The sequence below is a fragment of the Vreelandella zhaodongensis genome, from assembly GCF_013415115.1.
Lineage (GTDB): Bacteria > Pseudomonadota > Gammaproteobacteria > Pseudomonadales > Halomonadaceae > Vreelandella > Vreelandella zhaodongensis.
In genome coordinates this window covers 99014-119274 of sequence record NZ_JACCDD010000004.1, presented here as the reverse complement: position 1 = coordinate 119274, position 20261 = coordinate 99014, and the positions used below count along the sequence as shown (strand labels likewise).

At 52.0% G+C, this 20261-nt stretch carries 19 protein-coding genes; 9 read left to right on the top strand and 10 right to left on the bottom strand.

What is annotated here, in order from left to right:
• Nucleotide 1 precedes the first annotated feature (1 nt).
• Nucleotides 2–3193 carry an acyl-[ACP]--phospholipid O-acyltransferase gene (locus tag HZS79_RS08670; RefSeq protein ID WP_179927617.1) on the bottom strand — a complete coding sequence of 1064 codons (3192 nt, stop codon included), beginning with the start codon at nt 3191–3193 and terminating at the stop codon, nt 2–4.
• A gap of 134 nt (nt 3194–3327) precedes the next feature.
• On the opposite strand from HZS79_RS08670, the gene HZS79_RS08665 reads away from it, so the two are divergent.
• On the top strand, nt 3328–4086 hold the full coding sequence (locus HZS79_RS08665) for a helix-turn-helix domain-containing protein (protein ID WP_162220025.1): 759 nt from the start codon (nt 3328–3330) through the stop codon (nt 4084–4086).
• A gap of 57 nt (nt 4087–4143) precedes the next feature.
• Entirely contained in the window at nt 4144–5007 is an 864-nt protein-coding gene (locus HZS79_RS08660; RefSeq protein WP_179927616.1) for a putative RNA methyltransferase, read from the top strand.
• A gap of 181 nt (nt 5008–5188) precedes the next feature.
• On the opposite strand, the gene HZS79_RS08655 is transcribed toward HZS79_RS08660, so the two are convergent.
• Nucleotides 5189–5395: a cold-shock protein gene (locus HZS79_RS08655; RefSeq protein WP_009722287.1), complete on the bottom strand. Its 207-nt coding sequence runs from the start codon at nt 5393–5395 to the stop codon at nt 5189–5191.
• Nucleotides 5396–5615: 220 nt separating this feature from the next.
• Entirely contained in the window at nt 5616–5831 is a 216-nt protein-coding gene (locus HZS79_RS08650; RefSeq protein ID WP_162220027.1) for a TIGR02450 family Trp-rich protein, read from the bottom strand.
• Nucleotides 5832–5937: 106 nt separating this feature from the next.
• On the opposite strand from HZS79_RS08650, the gene HZS79_RS08645 reads away from it, so the two are divergent.
• Nucleotides 5938–7989, top strand: a complete 2052-nt coding sequence (locus HZS79_RS08645; RefSeq protein WP_179927615.1) for a TonB-dependent receptor family protein — start codon at nt 5938–5940, stop codon at nt 7987–7989.
• A 73-nt stretch (nt 7990–8062) separates the two neighbouring features.
• On the opposite strand, the gene HZS79_RS08640 is transcribed toward HZS79_RS08645, so the two are convergent.
• Nucleotides 8063–9064, bottom strand: a complete 1002-nt coding sequence (locus HZS79_RS08640) for an NADP-dependent oxidoreductase (protein WP_179927614.1) — start codon at nt 9062–9064, stop codon at nt 8063–8065.
• Nucleotides 9065–9410: 346 nt separating this feature from the next.
• A complete protein-coding gene (locus tag HZS79_RS08635) occupies nt 9411–9791 on the bottom strand; it encodes a septal ring lytic transglycosylase RlpA family protein (RefSeq protein WP_179927613.1) in 381 nt (126 codons plus the stop codon).
• A 317-nt stretch (nt 9792–10108) separates the two neighbouring features.
• Between HZS79_RS08635 and HZS79_RS08630 the strand changes: the two genes are divergently transcribed.
• On the top strand, nt 10109–11563 hold the full coding sequence (locus HZS79_RS08630) for a hypothetical protein (protein WP_179927612.1): 1455 nt from the start codon (nt 10109–10111) through the stop codon (nt 11561–11563).
• Between the two features lie 112 nt (nt 11564–11675).
• Here the strand turns inward: HZS79_RS08630 and HZS79_RS08625 are convergent, their stop codons facing one another.
• Entirely contained in the window at nt 11676–12554 is an 879-nt protein-coding gene (locus tag HZS79_RS08625) for a DMT family transporter (RefSeq protein WP_162219098.1), read from the bottom strand.
• A gap of 101 nt (nt 12555–12655) precedes the next feature.
• Between HZS79_RS08625 and HZS79_RS08620 the strand changes: the two genes are divergently transcribed.
• The 3 genes from HZS79_RS08620 (at nt 12656) to HZS79_RS08610 (ending at nt 14389) form a co-directional block, all read left to right on the top strand.
• Nucleotides 12656–13528, top strand: coding sequence for a LysR substrate-binding domain-containing protein (locus HZS79_RS08620; protein ID WP_179927611.1), 873 nt, complete (start codon nt 12656–12658; stop codon nt 13526–13528).
• A 37-nt stretch (nt 13529–13565) separates the two neighbouring features.
• Nucleotides 13566–13766, top strand: coding sequence for a tautomerase family protein (locus tag HZS79_RS08615; RefSeq protein ID WP_162219096.1), 201 nt, complete (start codon nt 13566–13568; stop codon nt 13764–13766).
• Nucleotides 13767–13831: 65 nt separating this feature from the next.
• Complete coding sequence (locus HZS79_RS08610) at nt 13832–14389, top strand: cytochrome b (protein ID WP_162219095.1); 558 nt, start codon at nt 13832–13834, stop codon at nt 14387–14389.
• A gap of 33 nt (nt 14390–14422) precedes the next feature.
• Here the strand turns inward: HZS79_RS08610 and HZS79_RS08605 are convergent, their stop codons facing one another.
• Together HZS79_RS08605 and HZS79_RS08600 are read right to left on the bottom strand one after the other, a co-directional pair.
• A complete protein-coding gene (locus HZS79_RS08605) occupies nt 14423–16222 on the bottom strand; it encodes a diguanylate cyclase (RefSeq protein ID WP_179927610.1) in 1800 nt (599 codons plus the stop codon).
• Nucleotides 16223–16450: 228 nt separating this feature from the next.
• The gene (locus HZS79_RS08600) at nt 16451–17317 is read right to left on the bottom strand and encodes a LysR family transcriptional regulator ArgP (protein WP_162219093.1); all 867 of its coding nucleotides are present in this window, start codon (nt 17315–17317) and stop codon (nt 16451–16453) included.
• A 154-nt stretch (nt 17318–17471) separates the two neighbouring features.
• On the opposite strand from HZS79_RS08600, the gene HZS79_RS08595 reads away from it, so the two are divergent.
• Nucleotides 17472–18086: a LysE/ArgO family amino acid transporter gene (locus tag HZS79_RS08595; RefSeq protein WP_162219092.1), complete on the top strand. Its 615-nt coding sequence runs from the start codon at nt 17472–17474 to the stop codon at nt 18084–18086.
• 11 nt (nt 18087–18097) lie between these two features.
• Here the strand turns inward: HZS79_RS08595 and ltaE are convergent, their stop codons facing one another.
• Entirely contained in the window at nt 18098–19105 is a 1008-nt protein-coding gene (gene ltaE, locus HZS79_RS08590) for a low-specificity L-threonine aldolase (protein ID WP_179927609.1), read from the bottom strand.
• 218 nt (nt 19106–19323) lie between these two features.
• On the opposite strand from ltaE, the gene speG reads away from it, so the two are divergent.
• Nucleotides 19324–19875: a spermidine N1-acetyltransferase gene (gene speG, locus HZS79_RS08585; RefSeq protein WP_162219090.1), complete on the top strand. Its 552-nt coding sequence runs from the start codon at nt 19324–19326 to the stop codon at nt 19873–19875.
• Between the two features lie 96 nt (nt 19876–19971).
• Here speG and HZS79_RS16885 read toward each other — a convergent pair whose 3' ends face one another.
• Nucleotides 19972–20094, bottom strand: a complete 123-nt coding sequence (locus tag HZS79_RS16885) for a hypothetical protein (RefSeq protein ID WP_274380170.1) — start codon at nt 20092–20094, stop codon at nt 19972–19974.
• Between the last annotated feature and the right edge of the window lie 167 nt (nt 20095–20261).

Genomic DNA, 20261 nt, shown 5'->3' with positions numbered 1-20261 from the left:
CTTATGGTCGCTCTGAACCTAAAAGTAGCGTCAAAAAGCCATCTTCATCGATAAACCCTTTGTCACCGGTGACAAACCAGCGCTGGTCGTCGAGTTCTTTAATGGCGGCGGCGGTGCGTTTAGGGTCGTTTAGGTAGCCCTGCATCACCTGGGGACCGCTGATCAAAATCATACCTGCTTCTCCGGTAGGCTGTTCCGCAAAGCTTTCCGGCTCAACGATCTTAACGCTGGTGCCGGGGAGCGGCATGCCCACGGTGCCCGCTTTACTGCCTTGCTGTATCTTCTGGTAATGAGCGCCCAGCGCATCCGGCAGGTTGACCGATGCCACTGGAGCGGTTTCGGTTGCCCCGTAGCCTTTATAAATAGGCTTATGGAATTTTAGAGCGAAGTCGCTACATACCTGTTCATCTAATTTTTCGGCACTGATCACTACAGCTCGTAGGCTTTCCAGCATGAGTGGATGCACGTTTGAGCTGTGGTTCAAGCGTTTTAGAAAGTCTGAGGTGCCAAACATCAGGGTAGCCTTGTGCTTGGAGACAGCACTGGCAATGCCAGGAGGATCGTTTGGATCCGCATGGCAGACCAGCGGCAGGCCTTCGATAAGTGGCAGCAGTTGGGTAACGGTGAGACCAAAGGCATGAAACAGGGGCAGCGAGCCCATCACCACATCGTCATGCTGGGTATTCAGTACATCAGAGGTCTGCTTGATATTGGCCATCAGGTTACGGTGGCTCAGCATGACGCCTTTCGGTTGTTCTTCGTTTTTGCTTGGAAACACAATGGCGGCGGTGGCATCGGCATCCTTACTGCGGCAGTAAAGGCGTTGAAGCAGCCACGTAGGCAGCAGGCGAACGGCAAGCCATGCGCTGACGCGTTCAAGAGGGCGGATACCCGCTTGCAGGTCTTCCAGGTAAATCGTCTGAGTATTTGCCAGCTGTGAGCTGGCGTTCAGCCCTTGCTGCTGGAGTTTTTCGACGAAGTGGCGCGAGGTAAACACGGTGTCGATGTTGGCTTGGGTGAGTGCCGCAGACAATAGAGTGTTGTTCAAGGTGTTATGGGGGCTGTCGTTACGACTGTCGTTAACATGATAGTTGAGGTTGACCAGCGTTTTTCCAGCCAGAAGGGTTGCCATATTGGTCAGCACTCCGACGCTGCTATTGGGCAGCAGTAGGCCCACATTTTGTCCAGAGGTTAGCGTATGAATGCGCTTTGCAATAAGCAGGCTGGCGGTAAGCGCTTGGCCTGCCGTCAGCGGGTGGCTAAGGGTATCGGTGAGTGCTTGTGCGCCAAGGTTACGTTTCACGCTACGAATCCAGGCGTCGGGCAGCGAGGGCAGTTCATCGATAGCACGTTGCCACGAGTTAGTGGCTTGTTCGAAGATGCGCCGTTTGAGCACGTCGGCAGGGGTGTCTTTAGGTAGCGGCTTGCCAAACGCAACGACGACTGAGCGATGTAGAGGTGCGTTACGCAGCTCTTTGAGTTTGCTTGACGAGCGAGAAAATTGGCTGCCCCACAGCCCGCGCAGGTAAAACGGCACAATACGTACCTCTGGGTTCGCCAGCTTACAGGCGCGTTCATAGCCTCGGCGTAGCTCGCCTAACTGGCCGTTGCGGCTAATCGCGCCTTCGGGGAACAGGCATACCACTTCACCGTTATTCAGCTGTTCGGCAACGGCGGCTAAGGCATTATCGGCACCGGTGCCGCGTTCGATAGGAATACAGCCCAGCGCCTTAAAAAACCAACGTAAGTACCAGCGCTGATAAATATCTTTCAGCATGACAAAGCGCACTGGGCGGGGGCTGGCAATTTGCACCATGGCCCAGTCTACCCAACTGATATGGTTGCCGAGCAGCAGTACGCCACCTTGGGCGGGTAGGTTTTCCAGCCCATTCACATCGACACGGTAGCGGCGGGTCAGCAGGAAGCTGAGGAGAAAGCGCACCAGGCTTTGGGGCAGTTTGAAAATGGTGTAACCACCGCCCAGCATGGCAACGGTAGCCACGATCAGCAACAGGTAGTGGCTATCCACACCTGCCAGGGCGAACAGTGCAGTGAGCGCCAGAAAGCTCAGCATGGAGAGGTTCTGGATCCAGTTGTTGGCAGCCAGCACGGTGCCTAGTTCATGGTCTGCCGCGTGAAATTGAATCAGTGCATTGAGCGGTACAATAAAGAGCCCGCCCATCATGCCAATCAACACAAAGTTCAGTGCTTGGCTGATGGGGGTGGTGAGCAGTGGCAGGCACCACAGACCAATCGCAACGCCGACGGCACCTAATGGAATCAAACCGGTTTCAATGCGGTTACGCGATAGCTTGCTGGCCAGCAATGAACCCAGCGCAATCCCAATACCGCTAGCGGCAAGAATCCCTTGCAGCACTAAGGTGTTATCAATGTTGAGTGCGTCTTTGGCATAGGCGGGAAACGCGGCGAGTAGCACCTGGCCCACCGACCAGAAGGTCGCAAGGCCGATGATTGACAGCCGCAGCACCGGTTGGCGGCCCAGAATGCTCAGGTTGTCTTTCAGTGCGGTGCCTTTTATATAGCGCTGCCAGGTGAGCGGGGTCGTCGAGGGCTGCGCGTTATCCAGCTTCAGGCGATAAAGCGCAATCACTTGGATGACGCTGTTCAATACCAGCAGCCAGCCCAGCGGGGCAATGCTGCGCAATAGCTCACCGGGTGTTTGGGCGCTGGGTAAAATCCAGTTTTCGAACAGGGCGGTAAAGGCCACGGTGCCCGCCAAAATGGCACCAATGGTGACGGCCTGGATAAGCCCATTAGCCTCTGCCAAGCGGGGTTTGCCAAACAATCCTTTCACCAAGCCATATTTGGCGGGGGAGTAAAAGGCCGATTGAATCGCCAGCACCAGCGTCATGGCAAACGCCAGCCAAAACCAGCCATGGTAGTAAGCGGCGGTGATGCCCAGTGAAACGGCGACGGCGGCCCAGGCGGAAACCCGTAGAATACGCACTTTGGGGTAGCTATCTGCCACATGGCCTGCTGGGCTAAAAAGTAAAATAAATGGCAAAAGGATAAGCCCGTTGACCAGTGCCGTGAGTACCACCTGGGTTTCACCGTCGTAGCTTTTAAAAATCGTGTTTTGAATAACAATTTTATGCCCTAAATCCACAAAGGCATTTAAGAAAATGGCAATCAGATAGGGCCAGACGCCCGCGATGCGTAGTAAGGGTTGCATGAAATGACGCCTTGTAAACCAGAAGTTAGGGCACTTTCGGTAAATGGAGCTAATGTTGCAACTCTGGTGGTTAAAGTTGTGTTATTTGGGCTTTAAGGTATCGTTATACGCTACTTTGTGTGCCTGGAGGTCATGTGTCTCAGACAAGTGCACTTATCGATACCTTAAAGCGTCAGCTGCGCTCCCAGGGTAAAACCTACGCTGATGTGGCGATATGGCTTGGGCTAAGCGAGGCCTCGGTCAAGCGGCTGTTCGCTGAACAGCACATTACCTTAGAGCGACTAGAGTGCATTTGCGACCAGCTTAACCTGGAATTTTCCGAGCTGGTGCAAGCCATGCAAGAAGAAGCACATCGTTTACAGGAGCTAACCCAGGCGCAAGAGCAGAGCATTGTCGATGATCGTGAGCTGTTTTTGGTCGCTGTGTGTGTGATTAACGGCTATCGGTTTGATGAAATTCATCATCAATACCGGCTCAGCGAGGCGCAGTGTACTCGCCAGCTGCTGGCGCTAGAACGACTAAAGCTGATTGACCTCTTGCCGGGTAATCGAATCCGGCGGCGTCTGGCCGCTAATTTTCGCTGGCGCCCTGGTGGGCCTATTCAGCGTTTTTTCCAGCAGTATATTGCCACGGAGTTTTTTCACTCTCATTTCGATAGTGACGGCGAAAAGCTGATGGTACTGAATGGCCTGCTTTCCCATGCGGGCAATGCGGAATGGCAGCAAACGATGCAGCGGCTGGCGAAAGAATTTCACGCCCTGTGTGAACGAGAAAGCGGGCTGCCCATTCATCAGCGCTTTGGCACCACCTCGGTGCTGGCTGTTCGGCAATGGCAGTCAACGCTGTTTAAAGATGTTGCCCGTGGGTCGTACCAGCAAAATAAGAGTTTATAAAAACTGTTTTTATGACCGAATACCATAAAAGTACCCATCTTATGAGCTTACATTGTTATGAATAGCACTCCTTTTCAAGCGCTGGCCTGTCCGTTAGATGGTAAGCCGCTTCATCTGGCAGGTAGTGCTTGGCGCTGCTCTGCTGGGCATAGCTTCGATGTTGCCAAACAAGGTTACGTCAACTTGCTTCCAGTACAGCAAAAGCGTTCCACCGATCCCGGCGACAGTAAGCTGATGGTGGCGGCAAGGCAGCGGTTTCTTGAAGCAGGCTACTATCAGCCTATTGCTCAAGCCGTAAGCAAACATCTGTTAAGCCATGCTGAGGCTCAACCTGCTAGCTCGCTATTTGGTTGCCTGGATGCTGGCTGCGGTGAAGGCTATTACTTACGTGAGCTATCTCGTGCTGCATCGAATTCGCGGCCACTTTCACTGGTGGGGCTAGATATTTCCAAGTGGGCAGTACTGTCGGCGGCCAAACAAGATGATAAACAATCGCCACTCTGTAGTTGGGTAGTCGGCAGCAATGCGCACTTGCCGGTTCAAACGGCAACGCTCGACAGTGTGCTGTGTATGTTTGGCTTTCCAGTGCATCACGAATTTGCGCGGGTATTAAAGCCGAGTGGCCTGTTGGTGCAGGTGGAAGCCGGGGCGGGGCACTTGCGTGAGCTGCGAGAGGTGATTTATCCCACGCTTAAGCCAGACGCGATAAGCGAACGGGAAGTGCCGGAGGGTTTTACCCAGTTGTTCACAGAGTCACTTAGCTATCAAATAGCGCTGGAAGGGCAAGACTCGATTGGTGATTTATTAGCGATGACGCCACATCTATACCGCGCCAGTCAGGAAGGCCGAGCACGTGCAGCGGTGCTTAATGCGTTAACGCTGACGGTGGATGCCAGGCTAATGATATACGAGCGGAAATAAAGGGCGGGCATAAGAAGAGTAGCGAAAAAGAGTAGTGAAAAAGAGGGTGTTAAAAATCCAATCGTACTCTCTCAATGACACTCTCTTTTATTTTCAACCCACAAACACAACAAGGCCCGCATAAGCGGGCCTTGTTATCCGAACCGGTTAAGGTTCGAGCAAATTCTTAAACCGTTAAGGCTTAGGACATTTGCTTGATGTTAGAAGCCTGAAGGCCTTTCTTACCCTGGGTAACGTCAAAAGAAACGTTAGCACCTTCTTGAAGGGTTTTGAAACCGTCAGACTGAATTTCAGAGAAGTGAGCAAAAAGGTCGTCGCCACCGTCAGAAGGAGCGATAAAACCAAAACCTTTAGTGTCGTTAAACCATTTAACTGTGCCAGTTGCCATGATGTAGATCCTTCGCGCTAATGCGCCGTAATAAAGTTCCTGGTATTACCCAGATGAAAAGTAGCGGGTGAAACAAGGAATACAATATCAGGCTGCCGAAATAGATCGTACACTTCTGAAACCATGCTGCTTGCTAACCACTGACGCTATAGTTGCATGCTTTTTCTGATGGGTCAAACCCTTTGGTGAATATTTCTCACGAGTACCCGCGCACGGTTGGTTATTTCCAGCCTATTTTCCAGGCGCTAGGGTTCTTCAGCTCTTGCCAGGGCAAGGTGGTTTCCCGATGTGAGTGTATGGCTTCAATCACCACATCGACTACGTTCTCTTCTTCATCACGTAAAAGCTTAGTGACGATGAAGTGCTTCTCCTTATTCAGAGGCTCCACGGCGGTCCATTTGCTGTGGTGAAGCTTGTTCGGGTTGATCATGTTCATAGCGTCGTTACCAATGTTTGAGTTAGCTACTATGGATAAAGCGAATGCTTCACTATAGCGTGATGTGACTGTGAAAATCGGTCGTTGTCTCAACAGGAAAAACGCTATGACTGACTATTTACCACTGTCACTGCTGTTAGCTGGTACTCTTTTGGTTGGCCCAGTGTGGGCACAAACGCCCAGCGAGACGCAAGCGGTGTTGCCCGCAGTGGAAGTGAGCGCACCACGTTTGGCACGCGAGTTATATGCAACCCCTGCGGCTGTTTCTACCTTGGAACGTGAAGAGATTGCCCAAGGTCAGCAGCGCGTTAGGTTGGATGAATCGCTTAACCGTGTGCCTGGGGTGTTTTTACAAAACCGCGATAATTTCGCCCAAGGGCAGCGAATTGCTATTCGCGGCTTTGGCGCGCGTGCTCCGTTTGGTGTGCGTGGGATTACCGTCATGGTGGATGGCATTCCTTATACGCTGCCAGATGGCCAAGCGCAGTTGGACGCCATCGATTTAGATAGCGCCGAGCGCATTGAGGTGATCCGTGGGCCGTCTTCAGTGCTTTATGGCAATGCGGCTGGCGGAGTGATTGCTGTGACCACCGCCGATGGACGCGATAACCCTGGTACGCGGCTGCGGGTGGGCGCAGGTAGCAATGGTTATCAAAAAGTGGCACTGCAAAATGGCGGTGTACAGGGCGATTGGTCGCACCATATTAGCCTGACTGCGCTTAACGTTGATGGCTATCGTGAACAAAGCTCAACCGAGAAGTATTTGCTGAATGCAAAGCTGCGTCGAGAACTAGGCAGTGAACGGGCGGTTACCGCGATTATTAATCTGCTGGAGAACCCTCGTTCGGAAGATCCCGGTGCGCTAAATGCCCGTGAAGTTGCCGCTAGGCGAGATCAGGCAGCGCCCAATTCGATCGCGTTGGATGCGGGGCAGCGTGTCGATCAGCAGCTGTTTGGCCTGCAGTACGAAGATTTAGCGGTAGGTGATGGTGAGCTGTATCTCAAAGGCTTTATTGCTAAGCGTAGCTTTGAACAACAGCTTCCATTTGTGGGCAGTAGTCGTTTGGGCTATCAGCGTGACTATATGGGGGCAAGCGCTGAGTATCATCACGAGGTGGCGTTAGGGAGTTTGCCGCTTAGCTATTATATTGTGGGCGTTGATATGGCACGGCAAGAGGATGATCGTTTTCGTAACCGCGTAAATGCCCAAGGGGTGGTTGGGGAGCAACTGGCCAAAGAGACTCAAACGGCCACCGCCAGCGGTGTTTTCGCACAAGGGGATCTGACGCTTTCTGAGCAACTTACGTTATCGCTGGGCGCGCGGTTTGACCGAGTGGCGCTAGACGTTGAAGATGCGTTTCTTGCCGACGGAGATCAAAGCGGGAAGCGGACCTTTAACGAGTGGAGTGGCTCGGCGGGGCTAAGCTATCGCTATCGTCCTCAGCATCAGGCTTATGTAAATACCGGGACGGCCTTTGAAACGCCGACATTTTCTGAGTTTGCCAACCCGTCAGGCGGTGGCTTTAACCCCGCTGTTGAACCGCAAAAAGCATGGAACCGTGAAATAGGGCTACGTGGCTATATTGAGCCGTTGGCAATGGATTACGACCTCGCGCTATTTTCGGTTCGCGTGCGCGATGAACTGGTGCCCTATGATGAAGGTGGCCGTACCTTCTATCAGAATGCAGGTGATACAAATCGTGATGGTCTAGAGCTGGCGCTGGGCTGGCAGCTTGCCGACCAATGGCGTCTTAACAGCGCTTTAACGCTCGCGCGTTATGAGTTCGACACGTTTGCAACACCTAGTGAGCGCTTTGATGGCAACCGGATTCCTGGGCTGCCAGAACAGACCTGGGTCAATCAATTGACCTGGGAAAGCCTTGGTCAGCGCTTTGCAACGTTGGAAACTGAGTATGTCGGTGATTTAGTGGCAGATAACGCCAACGAGACGACGGTAGATAGCTATTGGCTGCTCAACCTGCGGATAGGCGATGGCTGGCAGTTAAGCGAAGATACGCGACTAAGCGCTTATCTTGGTCTGCGCAATCTGCTTGATGAAGAGCACTACGCTAATGTGCGCTTAAACGGCACGTTTGGCCGCTTTTATGAGCCAGCCCCAGGGCGAAGTGTTTATGGAGGCGTGGAACTTAGTTTTTAATTTTTTCGCTAGTCGCTATTGATTAGCAGAACAGGGCGATCCAAGGCTCGCCCTGTTCTGTTGCTAGCCTACATTAAATAAGCTTCACCAGCATTTTGCCGGTATTGGCACCTTCGAAAAGTTCTAAAAAGGCATCCGGTGTGCTTTCAAGGCCTTCTCGTATCGTCTCTTTATAGTCCAGTTTGCCCTCTGCTATCTGTGGAGTCACTTCGTTCAAGAAGTAGCGATAGCTGGCCCAGTGGTCCGCGACAATGAACCCCTGTATTTTTGCTTTACGTACGATGAGTTGCGCAAGATTGCTAGGGCCCGGTGTCGGGGTTTTCGCGTTGTAGCCATCAATCATGCCGCATAAGGCGATACGGGCTCCCTCGTTAAGCTGGCTGAGTGCCGCTTCCAGGCATATGCCTCCAACGTTCTCAAAATAAACGTCGATGCCGTCGGGGCTGGCAAGCATGATGGCGTCGCTTAACTCTTGGGCAGTTCGGTCACGGTAACTGACTGGCTCGACACCTAACGACTCCAGCCATGCCAGCTTGTGGGCAGCGCCCGCGATACCCACTACATGACAACCTTTCGCTTTAGCAAGCTGCACAGCCAGTGAACCAACGGCTCCGCTCGCTGCGCTAACCAATACGTTATCGCTTGGTTTGCATTCAGCAATGAGATTTAGGCCTGTCCAAGCTGTCATGCCGGGCATGCCCAATACACCTAGATAGGCTTGCTCTGGAATATCACTGTCTGGAAGAGGAGTGACACTATCACCGGGTAGCTGAGCAATATCCCGCCAGCCGCCCATGTGACTGACTTTATTCCCTACTTTAACCTTTGGGTGGTTGGAGGCAATGACTTCTCCAATAGCGCCACCTTCCATGGGGGTTCCCAACTCAAAAGGGGCAATATAAGTGCGAAAGCCGCTCATCCGCCCACGCATGTAGGGATCAACTGATAGCCAATGGTTACGTATACGCACTTCCCCATCAACGAGCTCTGGTAGTGTCTGTGTTTCCAGCGCAAATTGCTCGCGATCAGGCATACCGTCGGGGTAGTGGGTCAGCGTGTAAAAACGAGATTGCATAGGTGCCTCCTGCATATACGACATAGGCTGGCTTCCTTTCAAAAGAGAGACCGTTAGCTTGTTTTCAAGTCCACCAGCCTGTGAACAGCCATCAACGTAAAGAATAGCTGCTTTAGGGGAAAGATCATTAAAGTGCTATAGCAGTTAACAAATCATCATAGTTAAAGCGTCAGACACAGCAGGTAATCGTTCGAACGTGGCATTTAATGATGGTACCAACCGTAGGGCTGCCAGCAAAAAGCGGCCTGGTTGGGCCGCTCTTCATTAGCGAAATGTGTCGCTAAGCAATATGCGCAGTGACGCTGTTGGTTTAAGGGGTATCACACGCTTGCGAGTGTGTTATCCGTTAATCTACTTGGGTGACCATTACGGGGACGACTCCGCGCTGAATCATGCCGAGTTTGCGTGCTGCACGTTTTGAAAGGTCAATAACCCTGCCCTGAACAAAGGGGCCGCGATCGTTGATGAGAACCTCAACTTCTTGCCCAGTATCTGGGCGGGTGACCAAAACCTTGGTGCCAAAGGGAAGGGTTGGGTGGGCTGCAGTGAGTGCTTGTTGATCAAACGGCTCGCCACTCGCCGTAGGAGAACCCTGAAAACGGTCACTATAGAAAGACGCTACACCTTCCTGAACTTCAAGCTCGGCAGCCCATGCATGACCGGCAGTGAAAAACAGGAGTAGCGCGGCAGCGCAGCTTGTTCGGATAAATCGTGTATATGCTCCCATCGGGGTGCCTCAGTTTTTCATGTTGCGATTTTCGCATTCATTGATGAGGTGCCATAAGGCAAGACGATAGTAACGTGATCGATTTGAGTCAGCAAGCTTTAAGAAGATCGGCGCAGTTGGGGTCAATATTGTGAATTTTCTGCAACTTTCTTGTGTGGCCTTGCAATTCAGTAAGTTACCCAAGGGGCGTAGCGCGTCTCGGCGGCGCTTTTTATCGAGCGGTATTAATAGATAAACAGTCACTTTTATGGGAGTGCATCTTATAATCGAGGTATATGCAGGCTACTTTTCTTTTGCCACTGATCAAGGATGCACCTATGGCTAAGTCTTCTTCCGTAACATTTGTGTTGGTTGCTGTAGGGGGGATTGCTGTTGGTTTTTTAGCAGCCCAGGTAGTATCTGGCCTGACCGCAACGGCAGCAGAATCGGCAGCCGATAGCGCCACTATTGCAGAGCAAGAGCAGACCCCTAATGCATTAGCTGCACTCGGTCTCAGCAGCTTAACGCTGGGAGAACGCACCCGTGGGGAAATTACCTCGGCTGGCGAGCTAAATGGCAACGATGGAAGCCGTTACCTGCGTTATATCATCAGCTTAGAAGAGGGCGCGCTGGTAGAGGTATCTCTTGGTGGCACCCTGCAAGGGCTGGTTGCTCTCTATGATGACGAGCTGCAATTCATTGACAGTGCTGAAACTGTTCGCTACCGCGTTGAAGAAAGCGGTGATTATATGGTGGTGGTCAGCGGAGCTGATGCGCGCAGCTATGGCCCATTCACTGTTAATAGCCGAACGGTTGAGTTGAGCGATTCAGATACGCTGACCATAGGCACGCCGATAGATAGTTGGTTAGGCAACACCGAGCGGGAACTTACCCTCACTATCGAAGAGGCTGGGATGTACCAAATTGAGATGCGTTCAGATGAGTTTGATGCGTATCTTGAGCTGGCGGGGGCTGGTGGCTACTACCGCGAAGACGACGACAGTGCGGGTAATTTAAATGCGCGTATCTCCGACTTTCTTGCCCCAGGTGATTACACGGTGACCGCTCGGTCTGCATTTGGTGATGGCAGTGGCCTTTTTACATTGATTGCTGAGCCGCGCGAGCTGCCTAGTGATGGTGAGTTGCGCAACGATGGCATCGTGACTCCTGGTGAAACACTCAGCGGTTGGTTTAGTGGGCAGAATCTTAGCTACCAGCTTGACGTTGAAGAAGCAGGTATGTACCAGATTGATATGAGTTCGAACGATATCGACGCCTACCTTGTGCTTGAAGGATCTGATGGCTACTACCGTGAAGATGACGACAGCGGTGGTAATCTGGATGCGCGAATTGTCGATTTTCTGGCGCCTGGTGGTTACCAGCTAACCGCCCGCACGGCTTATGGCAATGATAGTGGCTTATTTACGCTCTCTGTAGCGCCGCGTGATTTGCCTGATGGTATAAAGATACGCAACGAAGGTGAGCTTGTTATTGGCGAAACCTTAACTGGGTGGTTTAGCGGTGAGCCACTGACTTACCAGCTAACGTTGGAAGAGAGCTCAGTCGTCACGATTAATATGAGATCAACGGATTTTGATGCCTATCTCGATCTCTATGGTGAAGGTATTTCTGATAGTGATGATGATGGCGGCCGTGGCACTGACGCACGCTTGGAGCGCGCGCTGCTCCCTGGCTCCTATACGGTCAGTGCAAGAGGGTTTAGCGCCAGTGGCAGTGGCATGTTTGAATTAGAGGTCAGTGGTGAGCCAGCGGAAATACAGCCTGATACGTAACCGGCAGTCGTCGCCTGATATGTAGATGTACTTCAACAAGATATTGGCGCCCTTGCTAGTGATAGCAAGGGCGTTTTTCATGTCGCTTTATCGGGCTCTGTTGGCCCTTGTATCAGCGGCTCGCTTTTAAGCAGCCGATTACGACCAGCAAAGCAGCCGTTGGCAGTCGCCAGTCGAACACGCTGACGCCTGCCAGCACCAGCAGTAGTGCCGCGAGTATTGGCACGCCATAGGCAAGACTGCCTACCAAACTTGCCTGCCCAAATCGTAGCGCTTTGTCCCAGGCCACCATGGCGATGCCGTAAGGCCCAAGCCCCAGTGCGATGCCCGCCAACAGAGCCTCACCTTGCGGCATAGTGAAAGTTCCTTCCATTATCAGGCTGGCGCAGGTTGCAAACGTACAGGCGATCATTAATAACCGCGGGAGCAATGGCGTCAGTGATACGGGGGCTACTTGCCCCAGCCATGAGTAGAGCGCCCAGCAACAAGCCGCCAGTAGCGCTAACCCATACCCTGAAGCAGCCCCACCAAAGCCACCGCTTAAGGCTTGAGGTAGTAACAAAATAGCGGCGCCAGAAAAAGCGATCAGTGCGCCGGTTACGCTTGCGATATGTAGACGACCCAACCGACTCCATTGGCTTAACAGCACAAACAGTACTGGCCACGTGTAAGTGATCAACGCGGCTTCTGCGGCGGGTGCTAAGCGCATACCAATGTAGTAGCTGCTAACCGCGCCCACAATAAGTAATGGCAGGCCGAGCCAGACGCTAATTTGCCAGCGAGGTCGGCAAGCCGCGACGTTGACCCGACGACTGAGGGGCAGCGTTGCAAGTGCGCCTGCCAGCAATGTAAGCGCGGTGAGCTGAAGTGGTGAGGTATCCCGCGCTAACTCTGCTAATAACGGCGCTATGCTCCATAGCATCACCGCCACGAGCGCTGCACACACACTGTACTTGGGTGATATGACAACATGGGAATGAACGGGATGCATGGCGTCTCTCCTTGCGTTAAGCCTTTGACGCGCAGCATACTCAGTAATTAATCATCACAATATCGATCTTTTATGATCACTCTTATCAATAATGGTGATGTATGCGCGCGCCAACGTTTGACTTAACACTACTGCGTACACTGGTCGCTATTGCCGATACAGGTAGCGTCACGGCGGCGGCAAAGCGGTTAGCGTATACCCAGTCAACAGTGAGCATGCAGTTACAGCGCTTAGAGTCGCAGCTTGATGTGAACCTGCATGAGCGAGCGGGGCGGCGGCTACGTTTCACCCCGGAAGGTGACCGCTTACTAGTCCATGCGCGCCGCTTATTGGCACTCAATGACGATGCCTGGAGCGATATGCAGGCACGCCAAGTAACGGGTGATTTGACGCTGGGTATTCCCGAAGACTATGCGTCTCTATTACCGTCAGTATTTGCTTACTTTCACCAGCTTTATCCTGCAGTGGGACTAACGGTGAAGTGCGGCACCAGTGCTCACTTGGTCGAGCAGGTTAAAGCCGCTGAGTTGGATCTGGCGTTAGTGACACGCCAGCGTAATTCACCCGGTGGCGAAGTGATTCGCCGTGAACCGCTGATATGGGCGGTGGGCATCCATCAACAGCCGTCACTGAGCGACCCTATTCCTCTGGCGCTATATTCACCTGGTGCTGATGTTTTTCGTGAAGTGGCTGAACAAGCGCTACAGGGAGCTGGGAGAGATTGGCGTGTCGCTTATACCAGCCAGTCAATGGCAGGTCTTGCGCCGATTGTCACCGCAGGGTTGGCAGTGGTGGTGGTCACGCGCAGTATGCTGACCCCATCACTACGTCCTCTCGATGACAGTAGTGGATTGCCCGCGTTACCGACGATCGAGTTAGCGCTCCATCGTGCCCCGCATCGTCCTTCCGAACCTGCGAGACGGTTAGGAGAATTGATTCGTGAACAGCTAGCGGCACCCAGTGAAGCATTATAAAGTGGTGCTTTCACGTACTCTTTGAAAGGAAGCTCATATGCCGATAGTGACTATTCAGCAATTCCCCCGCGATGTTGCGCAAAAACGCGAATTGGCAAAGCGAATTACTGACGCTTTTTGCGATGTGTATGGTACCGACCCAGTGAGTGTGCAGGTGTTTTTTCAAGAAGTAACCCAGGAAAATTGGTCCAAAGGCGGCCAAATGGGTAGTGATCGCGACAAACATCAAAATAATTAATTTTTCTAACGGAACCCGACTGAACTAAGCTAAGTACCATAATGCCACTGGGTTAGGAGTTCTTAATGCATGAATTAGATCACTATATTTATCCGCACCGAGTGTTGCATTGGTTGGTGGCAGTCGCCGTGCTGTTATCCTTGGCAAGTGGCTTGACACTTGGTTTTTTGGGCTATGAAGGCACTCTCGATTTATTAGGAAACGCCCTTACCAATCTGCTCTATACCAGCCACAAAACGCTGGGCGTGGCGATACTGTTGCTAATGACGTTGAGGATCATTACGCGGCTCGCTTTTGTTGTGCCCGACCATGAGCCGCCGCTAAATGCCTTTGAGCGGGTTGTAAGCACTAGTGTGCATCACTTGCTATACGCAGGGTTAGTTGCTATGCCGCTGGTTGGTTGGGCAGCTACCGCGACAGGCGGCTTTCCTGTTGAGTTTTTTCACTGGCACTTGCCAGGGCTATTGGGGAAGAACGAAGCACTTTCGCAAACGCTCTTCGTCTGGCATGAGCGTTTAGGATGGGTGCTGGTCGCGCTGATTACATTGCATGTTGCGGGTGCTCTGTTTCATTGGCGTATCAAGCGCGACAACGTTATGAAGCGCATGAGCCTGTTTGATTAATGTATTGATTAACATAGTGGAATGATCTCGCTATCACGCCGAGCCATAGTCATAGTAGCGGGGAGTGGTTTGGCGTGATTTCACTGCGTACATTTCGCTATCTGCTTCACGCAGCAAGCTGGCTAATGTGTCATTACCATCTCGGCTAATACTCACCCCAACACTGACGCCAACGCTTACGATCGCACCGCAAGAAAGTTGGATGGGCGAGCGAATTGCCTGTTCTATGCGACTGCATATGTCTTCAAGTATTGTCATGTCATGAATGTTTTCTAGCAATACGATGAACTCATCGCCACCAAACCGCGCGCAGCAATCGCTGGCTCTGGCAACATGCTCGATGCGCTTAGCGATTTGCTGAAGTACGAAGTCGCCTGCTTCATGACCATACTGATCGTTGATCGGTTTGAATCGGTCAAGATCACACATAATGAGTGCTAACGGTGTTTGATTGCGTTGGCTTCGATCAAGCGCTGCAGCTGTGTGTTGAGCCAATCCGTTGCGGTTAAGTAAGCCGGTAAGCATATCGTGATTGGCAAGCTGTTCTAACGCCTTGGTGCGGGCTGCTACCTTAGACTCGAGCACTGCCTCCTGCTTTTTTAGCATTGCCACCGTCTCGGCTTGAGCGCGCTCTTTTTGCCATTTCAATTTATTGAAACGCGCTGCCAGGGCAAACGATAACAGTAACATTTCGATGGCTGAGCCAATTTGTATGCCGTGAAGCGTAATGAAATTGGCGGGCAGAATGCTGAGATTTCGCAGTGCGAATACGGCGGCACCCAGGAGGAAAATTGCCCAAGCGAGTACAAAGATACGAGCGCTAGGCACGCGGTGCCAGCTACAGTAAATGCCACAGCTCAGGACTAACAGTGAAGCGCTAAACCCGGTGATGTCCATTAACCTGAGAGCGGGTTGGGTTGGCAAAAGGATCACTGCCAGCAACGCTAGCCAGCAGTAGCCACGAAACAGCGTAAGAGCTTGGTGCCAGCGCGGACAATAATATGCGGTATTAAGAAAACTTTGAGAAAATAGGGTGCCCATGGTGGAGGCAAAGGTAAACCCGATCGCCACTAAGCGTGCAGTGTGATCGCCAAGAAAGCTCCAAAAGATCAGCGTACCAAGTCCATTGAATGTCAAAATGGCTAACGTAAACCCAAAAGCAAACAGCGCGTAGTAAAGAAATACGCGCTCTTTAAGTCCAAAAAATAGCAGCAGATTGTAAACGCTTAATGCCAGCAGCATGCCGAAATAGGTCGCCAGCCAGAAATTATGACGATCATTCTGAGTATAAAAAGCGTTAGGCGCTATTAAGGTGTAGCTCAGAAACTTGCTACCCGTGGCGCTCACCTTGGCATACAGTGTCACGGCTTCTCCGCCAGCCAGCACTAGTGGAAAAACGGCCTGTCGCTGAGCGATTGATCGCTCATCAACCGGCACGGCGCTTCCGCTATGATTGACCTCACTTAGCTGCTCTCGAAGCGTATAAAGCGTTACATGGTCTAAAAAGGGGTATTCGAACTGAACATACCACCTGGCAGGGATCGGTGATGCATTATGAATGTGTGTTTTGAGCCACGTATCGTTCTGCGTGTAACCAAAGTGTAAGTCTGAGGTGTGCTGAACAGGTTGAAAAGTGGGGGCGCGCGCTAATACGCTTTCCAACTCAAGCGGCTCTGAGGCATGCCAGTAACTACTGACTGTATTTAAAGAGTAGCTTGCATGCTCTGGTGATGCCGTTAGGGTTGTGGCAGCGTTACTTGCAAGCGGGAACCAGCTTAGGAATAGCGCAAGCAGGCCGGCTGGCAAGCGCGTTAGCCAACAATAAGTGTCCATAGGTATCACTTTTTTGGTTTTTCTTTTTCCCCGGACAGTGCTGCCTAGGTTCCCTTGCCTACGCCGGAGTGCTTGGTACTGTCACTGCTACCTAATGTTAAAGTTTCAGTCGTATTAACCTAAACACGAAATAACCGCTTGCTGACACGCAGTGAGTGCGTTGCATCTCAGTTACGAAAAGACACATTTAGTGTAGACGCCTTTCTAAACAACTGGCTGATAATGATTCTAAAGCATTAGATGGTTCAGACTTTTGGTTAGGTGTTGTATGAGCTGGCCGCTGTGACGCCAAAAGTGCCAGTATAGAGGGACAGTGAGTGAATGGCCGGGAGCAATACTGACGAGATGGCCGTATTGCAACTGATCAAGCGCCTGCAGTTGTGGAACCATACCGTAACCAATGCCTGCCATGGCGAGCCGCACAAACCCCTCTGATGAAGGGCACAAGTGATAGGGGAAGTAGCCGTGATAACCACACTGAGCAAGAAATTGGTGCTGTAGCTGGTCATGGGGGCCAAACACAATGACTGGGGCTTGCTGGAAGGCTTCTGGAGAAATGCCCTCAGGAAAGTAGCGCTGTACGTAGGCCGGAGATGCGAGCGGTAGATAACGCATCTCGCCTACTTTAATACACCGAGCACCTGCGATCGGCGTTGGTGTTGCGCAAAGACAAGCCGCTACGTCTCCGTCTCTGAGTCGCTTAAGACCAACGTCTTGATCTTCAATCACTAAGTCCAGTAGTACCCCCTCGCTTTGGCAAATATCGGATACCGCGTCGGCCCACCACGTCACTACGCTATCAGCATTAATCGCAATTCGCAGTCGAGTCGCTGTGTTATCCAGAGTGGGTAACGCCTGGTGCAGGTCGCGTTCCAGCAGTTGAACCTGCTGGTAGTGAGTCAGCAGCCGCTGGCCTGCAGGGGTAGGCGAAAGCTTCGGGTGGCGCACTAACACAGGCTGTCCTAGACGTACTTCCAGTGCTTTTATGCGTTGTGATACAGCTGACTGGGAAAGCCCCAGCATATCGCCAGCCCGCTCAAAACCGCCGCACTCTACCACCGTCGCCAATGCATGGAGAAGTTTATAGTCGAACATAAATCGTTATCTATTAAGTAGTATTTATGGCTTTAAGGTTAGCTTGCCATTATAAGAATTTCTAATGTGTCATTAGCAGTATGATTTTTGATTATGTTGGGTGCCGCTTACGCTATTTGCCTGTTCAACACTCAACAAGACACAGGAGATGGCAATGTGGGAAAGCTATTTAACAGGCTTAGTCGTATGCGGCGGAATTATCATGGCGATAGGGGCGCAAAATGCATACGTGCTGGGGTTGGCGGTGCGGCGTGAGTACCACTGGTGGTCGGCGGGGCTGTGTATGAGCGCCGATATCATCCTGCTCACGGCAGGTATGTTTGGGGTAAGCGCATTTCTGCTGACCATGCCGAACGCGATGGAAGCCATGCGCTGGTTGGGCATCGTGTTTTTAAGCTGGTTGGCAGCTCAGGCGCTACTTCGAGCCTTTAGTGGGCGGCAAGGGTTGAACGCTGAAGCGGTGCAGGGGCATAGCCTAACGAAGGTGATTTTCGCTACCCTTGCGGTAACGGTGCTCAATCCTCAGGTCTATCTGGATACGCTGCTGCTAATCCCCGCCATTGGCGCCCAGCAGGAAAGCGCCGGTATTTTTGTGGCAGGGGCTTCTACCGCTTCCATACTGTGGTTTAGCCTGCTGGCCTGGGGTGGTGCTGCACTTTCGCCTTGGCTCTCAAAGCCCATTGCATGGCGCATGATCGATGGGCTTATTGGCTTGATGATGGCGACAATTGCAGTGCATCTAGTGCTTGCTTCAGCAGCGTTCAGTTAGCATTGCCAGGGTTAGTGGCGGCTGAAGTAGGCCTCCATCACCGCGATGACCTTATTAATATCTGCGTCATTGATATCTCGGTGAGTGACGAAACGCGTGGCGTAAAGCAGCTCGATCAAAATGCCGTGCTCTTTTAGCCAGGTTGAAAGTGGTTTTACATGTTCGTCGGGAAAGTGGGCGAATACCATATTGGTTGCCTGTGCGGTGATTTCGACGCCAGGCAGTTTTGCCAAGCCCTCCGCCAAGCGCCCAGCGCGGCGGTGGTCGTGGGCTAGGTCAGTCACGTGATGCTCCAGAGCATACTGGCAGGCGGCGGCAATAATGCCAGATTGTCGCATGCCGCCACCAACCATTTTTCGCCAGCGCCGTGCGCGGTCGATCAATGTTTGCGAGCCCACTAAGACAGAGCCAATGGGAGCGCCCAGGCCTTTCGAAAAGCATAGCGACACGCTATCAAACGGCAAGCATAGCTGCTTAAGTGAGGTGTCTGTGGCGACCGCTGCATTAAACAGTCGCGCGCCGTCCAAGTGTGTTGCCAACCCCCGTGAGCGGGCCAGCTCGGTAGCCTTTAAGACGTAGTCGGCGGGTAGCACTTTGCCACCAATGGTGTTTTCTAACGCCAGAAGGCGTGTACGCGCAAAGTGGAAATCATCTGCTTTTACTGCTGCACTGACTTTCGCCAACGGCAAGCTGCCATCGGCGGCATTTTCAATAGGCTGTGGCTGTATGCTGCCTAACACCGCGGCACCGCCGCCTTCATAACGGTAGGTATGGGCTGATTGCCCCACAATGTACTCATCACCTCGCTCGCAGTGAGCCATGAGTGCCACTAGGTTGCTTTGTGTACCACTCGGAAAAAGAAGCGCCGCTTCTTTACCTGCTTGCTCGGCTAGCTTTTCTTGAAATGCGTTGACGGTTGGATCATCGCCCCACACATCATCCCCCACTGGGGTGGCCATCATGGCTTCAAGCATGGCAGCGGTGGGACGGGTCACCGTGTCACTGCGTAGGTCAATCATGCGGAGCTCCTTTTGGGTTAGCCACTGTGAGGCGCTTTATCGAGCAAGGTGCCAGGAACCATCTATGGTTAACAGCATACTTCTATCACCCATAGAATACTTCAGGGCAACCCAACCGCAAGTAGATGGATCTGACAAGTAGCTACCCTGTTGGGGTAGTCAAGAATGGCCTATTGAAAACGAGTAATTTGAATGACTCCCCATAAGAGTAGTGAGTGATGGACAAAAAACTTTATTTACGAGCGCTGGAGCGCAGCGATCTGCGCTTTGTTCACGAGCTCAACAATAACCAGAGCATCATGTCGTACTGGTTCGAGGAGCCGTATGAGTCGTTCGATGAGTTAGAGGAGCTTTATAACAAGCACATTCATGATAACGCTGAGCGACGCTTCGTAGCGGAAGACAGCGACGGTAATGCCATTGGCTTAGTCGAACTGATTGAGATCGACTACATTCACCGCAGCGGTGAATTTCAGATCATTATCACGCCAGATCACCAGGGCAAAGGGTTTGCCCGCTCATTGATCCATCAGGCGTTGCATTACTCCTTTACTATTTTGAACCTACACAAGGTGTATCTGATTGTAGCGGTGGAAAACGTCAAAGCGATCCATCTCTACGAAGAGAGCGGCTTTATTGAAGAGGGACATTTGGTTCAGGAGTTTTTTATCAACGGTAGATACCGCGATGTGAAGCGTATGTACATTTTGCAAGAAACCTACCTGGCTCAGCTGACTGAACAAAAAGAAGAGAGCAGCGTCAGGGGCTAAGCCTGCCTGATTCAGCAACACCTCGGCTGCTGAAAGAATCGTAATAGCGGCCGAGGCGTTGTGGTAGGTACCGGCAGTTCAGTAAAGAGTCCTGCCTTATTGCTGGCGCATGTAGGCCACAATGGCGTCGAAGGCAGCGCGCTGTTGCTTGGCACGATCAGCCCACACCTGCATCACATCCACTTCCATTGTCTGACCCTGAGTAGCTAAAGATGACATGGCGAGTACTCCTAATTCAGAGGTTGAGGGACGTTTAGCCATAATGGGCTTTATGGCCCCCGATTTAGTTATACATAGTTTGCTTTGTGCGTCGCAGCAAGTTAGCTGCGGGTCAAAGTTTATGCCCATTCCGCCCCATAAGGCTAGTCCTAAAGATGTAGGATAAT

Bases quoted from the DNA above. Each gene is read 5' to 3' on its own strand.
- HZS79_RS08670 (WP_179927617.1), bottom strand. From the start codon at position 3,193: ATGCAACCCTTACTACGCATCGCGGGCGTCTGGCCCTATCTGATTGCC.
- HZS79_RS08660 (WP_179927616.1), top strand. From the start codon at position 4,144: ATGAATAGCACTCCTTTTCAAGCGCTGGCCTGTCCGTTAGATGGTAAG.
- HZS79_RS08655 (WP_009722287.1), bottom strand. From the start codon at position 5,395: ATGGCAACTGGCACAGTTAAATGGTTTAACGACACTAAAGGTTTTGGT.
- HZS79_RS08650 (WP_162220027.1), bottom strand. From the start codon at position 5,831: ATGAACATGATCAACCCGAACAAGCTTCACCACAGCAAATGGACCGCC.
- HZS79_RS08645 (WP_179927615.1), top strand. From the start codon at position 5,938: ATGACTGACTATTTACCACTGTCACTGCTGTTAGCTGGTACTCTTTTG.
- HZS79_RS08640 (WP_179927614.1), bottom strand. From the start codon at position 9,064: ATGCAATCTCGTTTTTACACGCTGACCCACTACCCCGACGGTATGCCT.
- HZS79_RS08635 (WP_179927613.1), bottom strand. From the start codon at position 9,791: ATGGGAGCATATACACGATTTATCCGAACAAGCTGCGCTGCCGCGCTA.
- HZS79_RS08630 (WP_179927612.1), top strand. From the start codon at position 10,109: ATGGCTAAGTCTTCTTCCGTAACATTTGTGTTGGTTGCTGTAGGGGGG.
- HZS79_RS08625 (WP_162219098.1), bottom strand. From the start codon at position 12,554: ATGCATCCCGTTCATTCCCATGTTGTCATATCACCCAAGTACAGTGTG.
- HZS79_RS08620 (WP_179927611.1), top strand. From the start codon at position 12,656: ATGCGCGCGCCAACGTTTGACTTAACACTACTGCGTACACTGGTCGCT.
- HZS79_RS08615 (WP_162219096.1), top strand. From the start codon at position 13,566: ATGCCGATAGTGACTATTCAGCAATTCCCCCGCGATGTTGCGCAAAAA.
- HZS79_RS08610 (WP_162219095.1), top strand. From the start codon at position 13,832: ATGCATGAATTAGATCACTATATTTATCCGCACCGAGTGTTGCATTGG.
- HZS79_RS08605 (WP_179927610.1), bottom strand. From the start codon at position 16,222: ATGGACACTTATTGTTGGCTAACGCGCTTGCCAGCCGGCCTGCTTGCG.
- HZS79_RS08600 (WP_162219093.1), bottom strand. From the start codon at position 17,317: ATGTTCGACTATAAACTTCTCCATGCATTGGCGACGGTGGTAGAGTGC.
- HZS79_RS08595 (WP_162219092.1), top strand. From the start codon at position 17,472: ATGTGGGAAAGCTATTTAACAGGCTTAGTCGTATGCGGCGGAATTATC.
- ltaE (WP_179927609.1), bottom strand. From the start codon at position 19,105: ATGATTGACCTACGCAGTGACACGGTGACCCGTCCCACCGCTGCCATG.
- speG (WP_162219090.1), top strand. From the start codon at position 19,324: ATGGACAAAAAACTTTATTTACGAGCGCTGGAGCGCAGCGATCTGCGC.
- HZS79_RS16885 (WP_274380170.1), bottom strand. From the start codon at position 20,094: ATGTCATCTTTAGCTACTCAGGGTCAGACAATGGAAGTGGATGTGATG.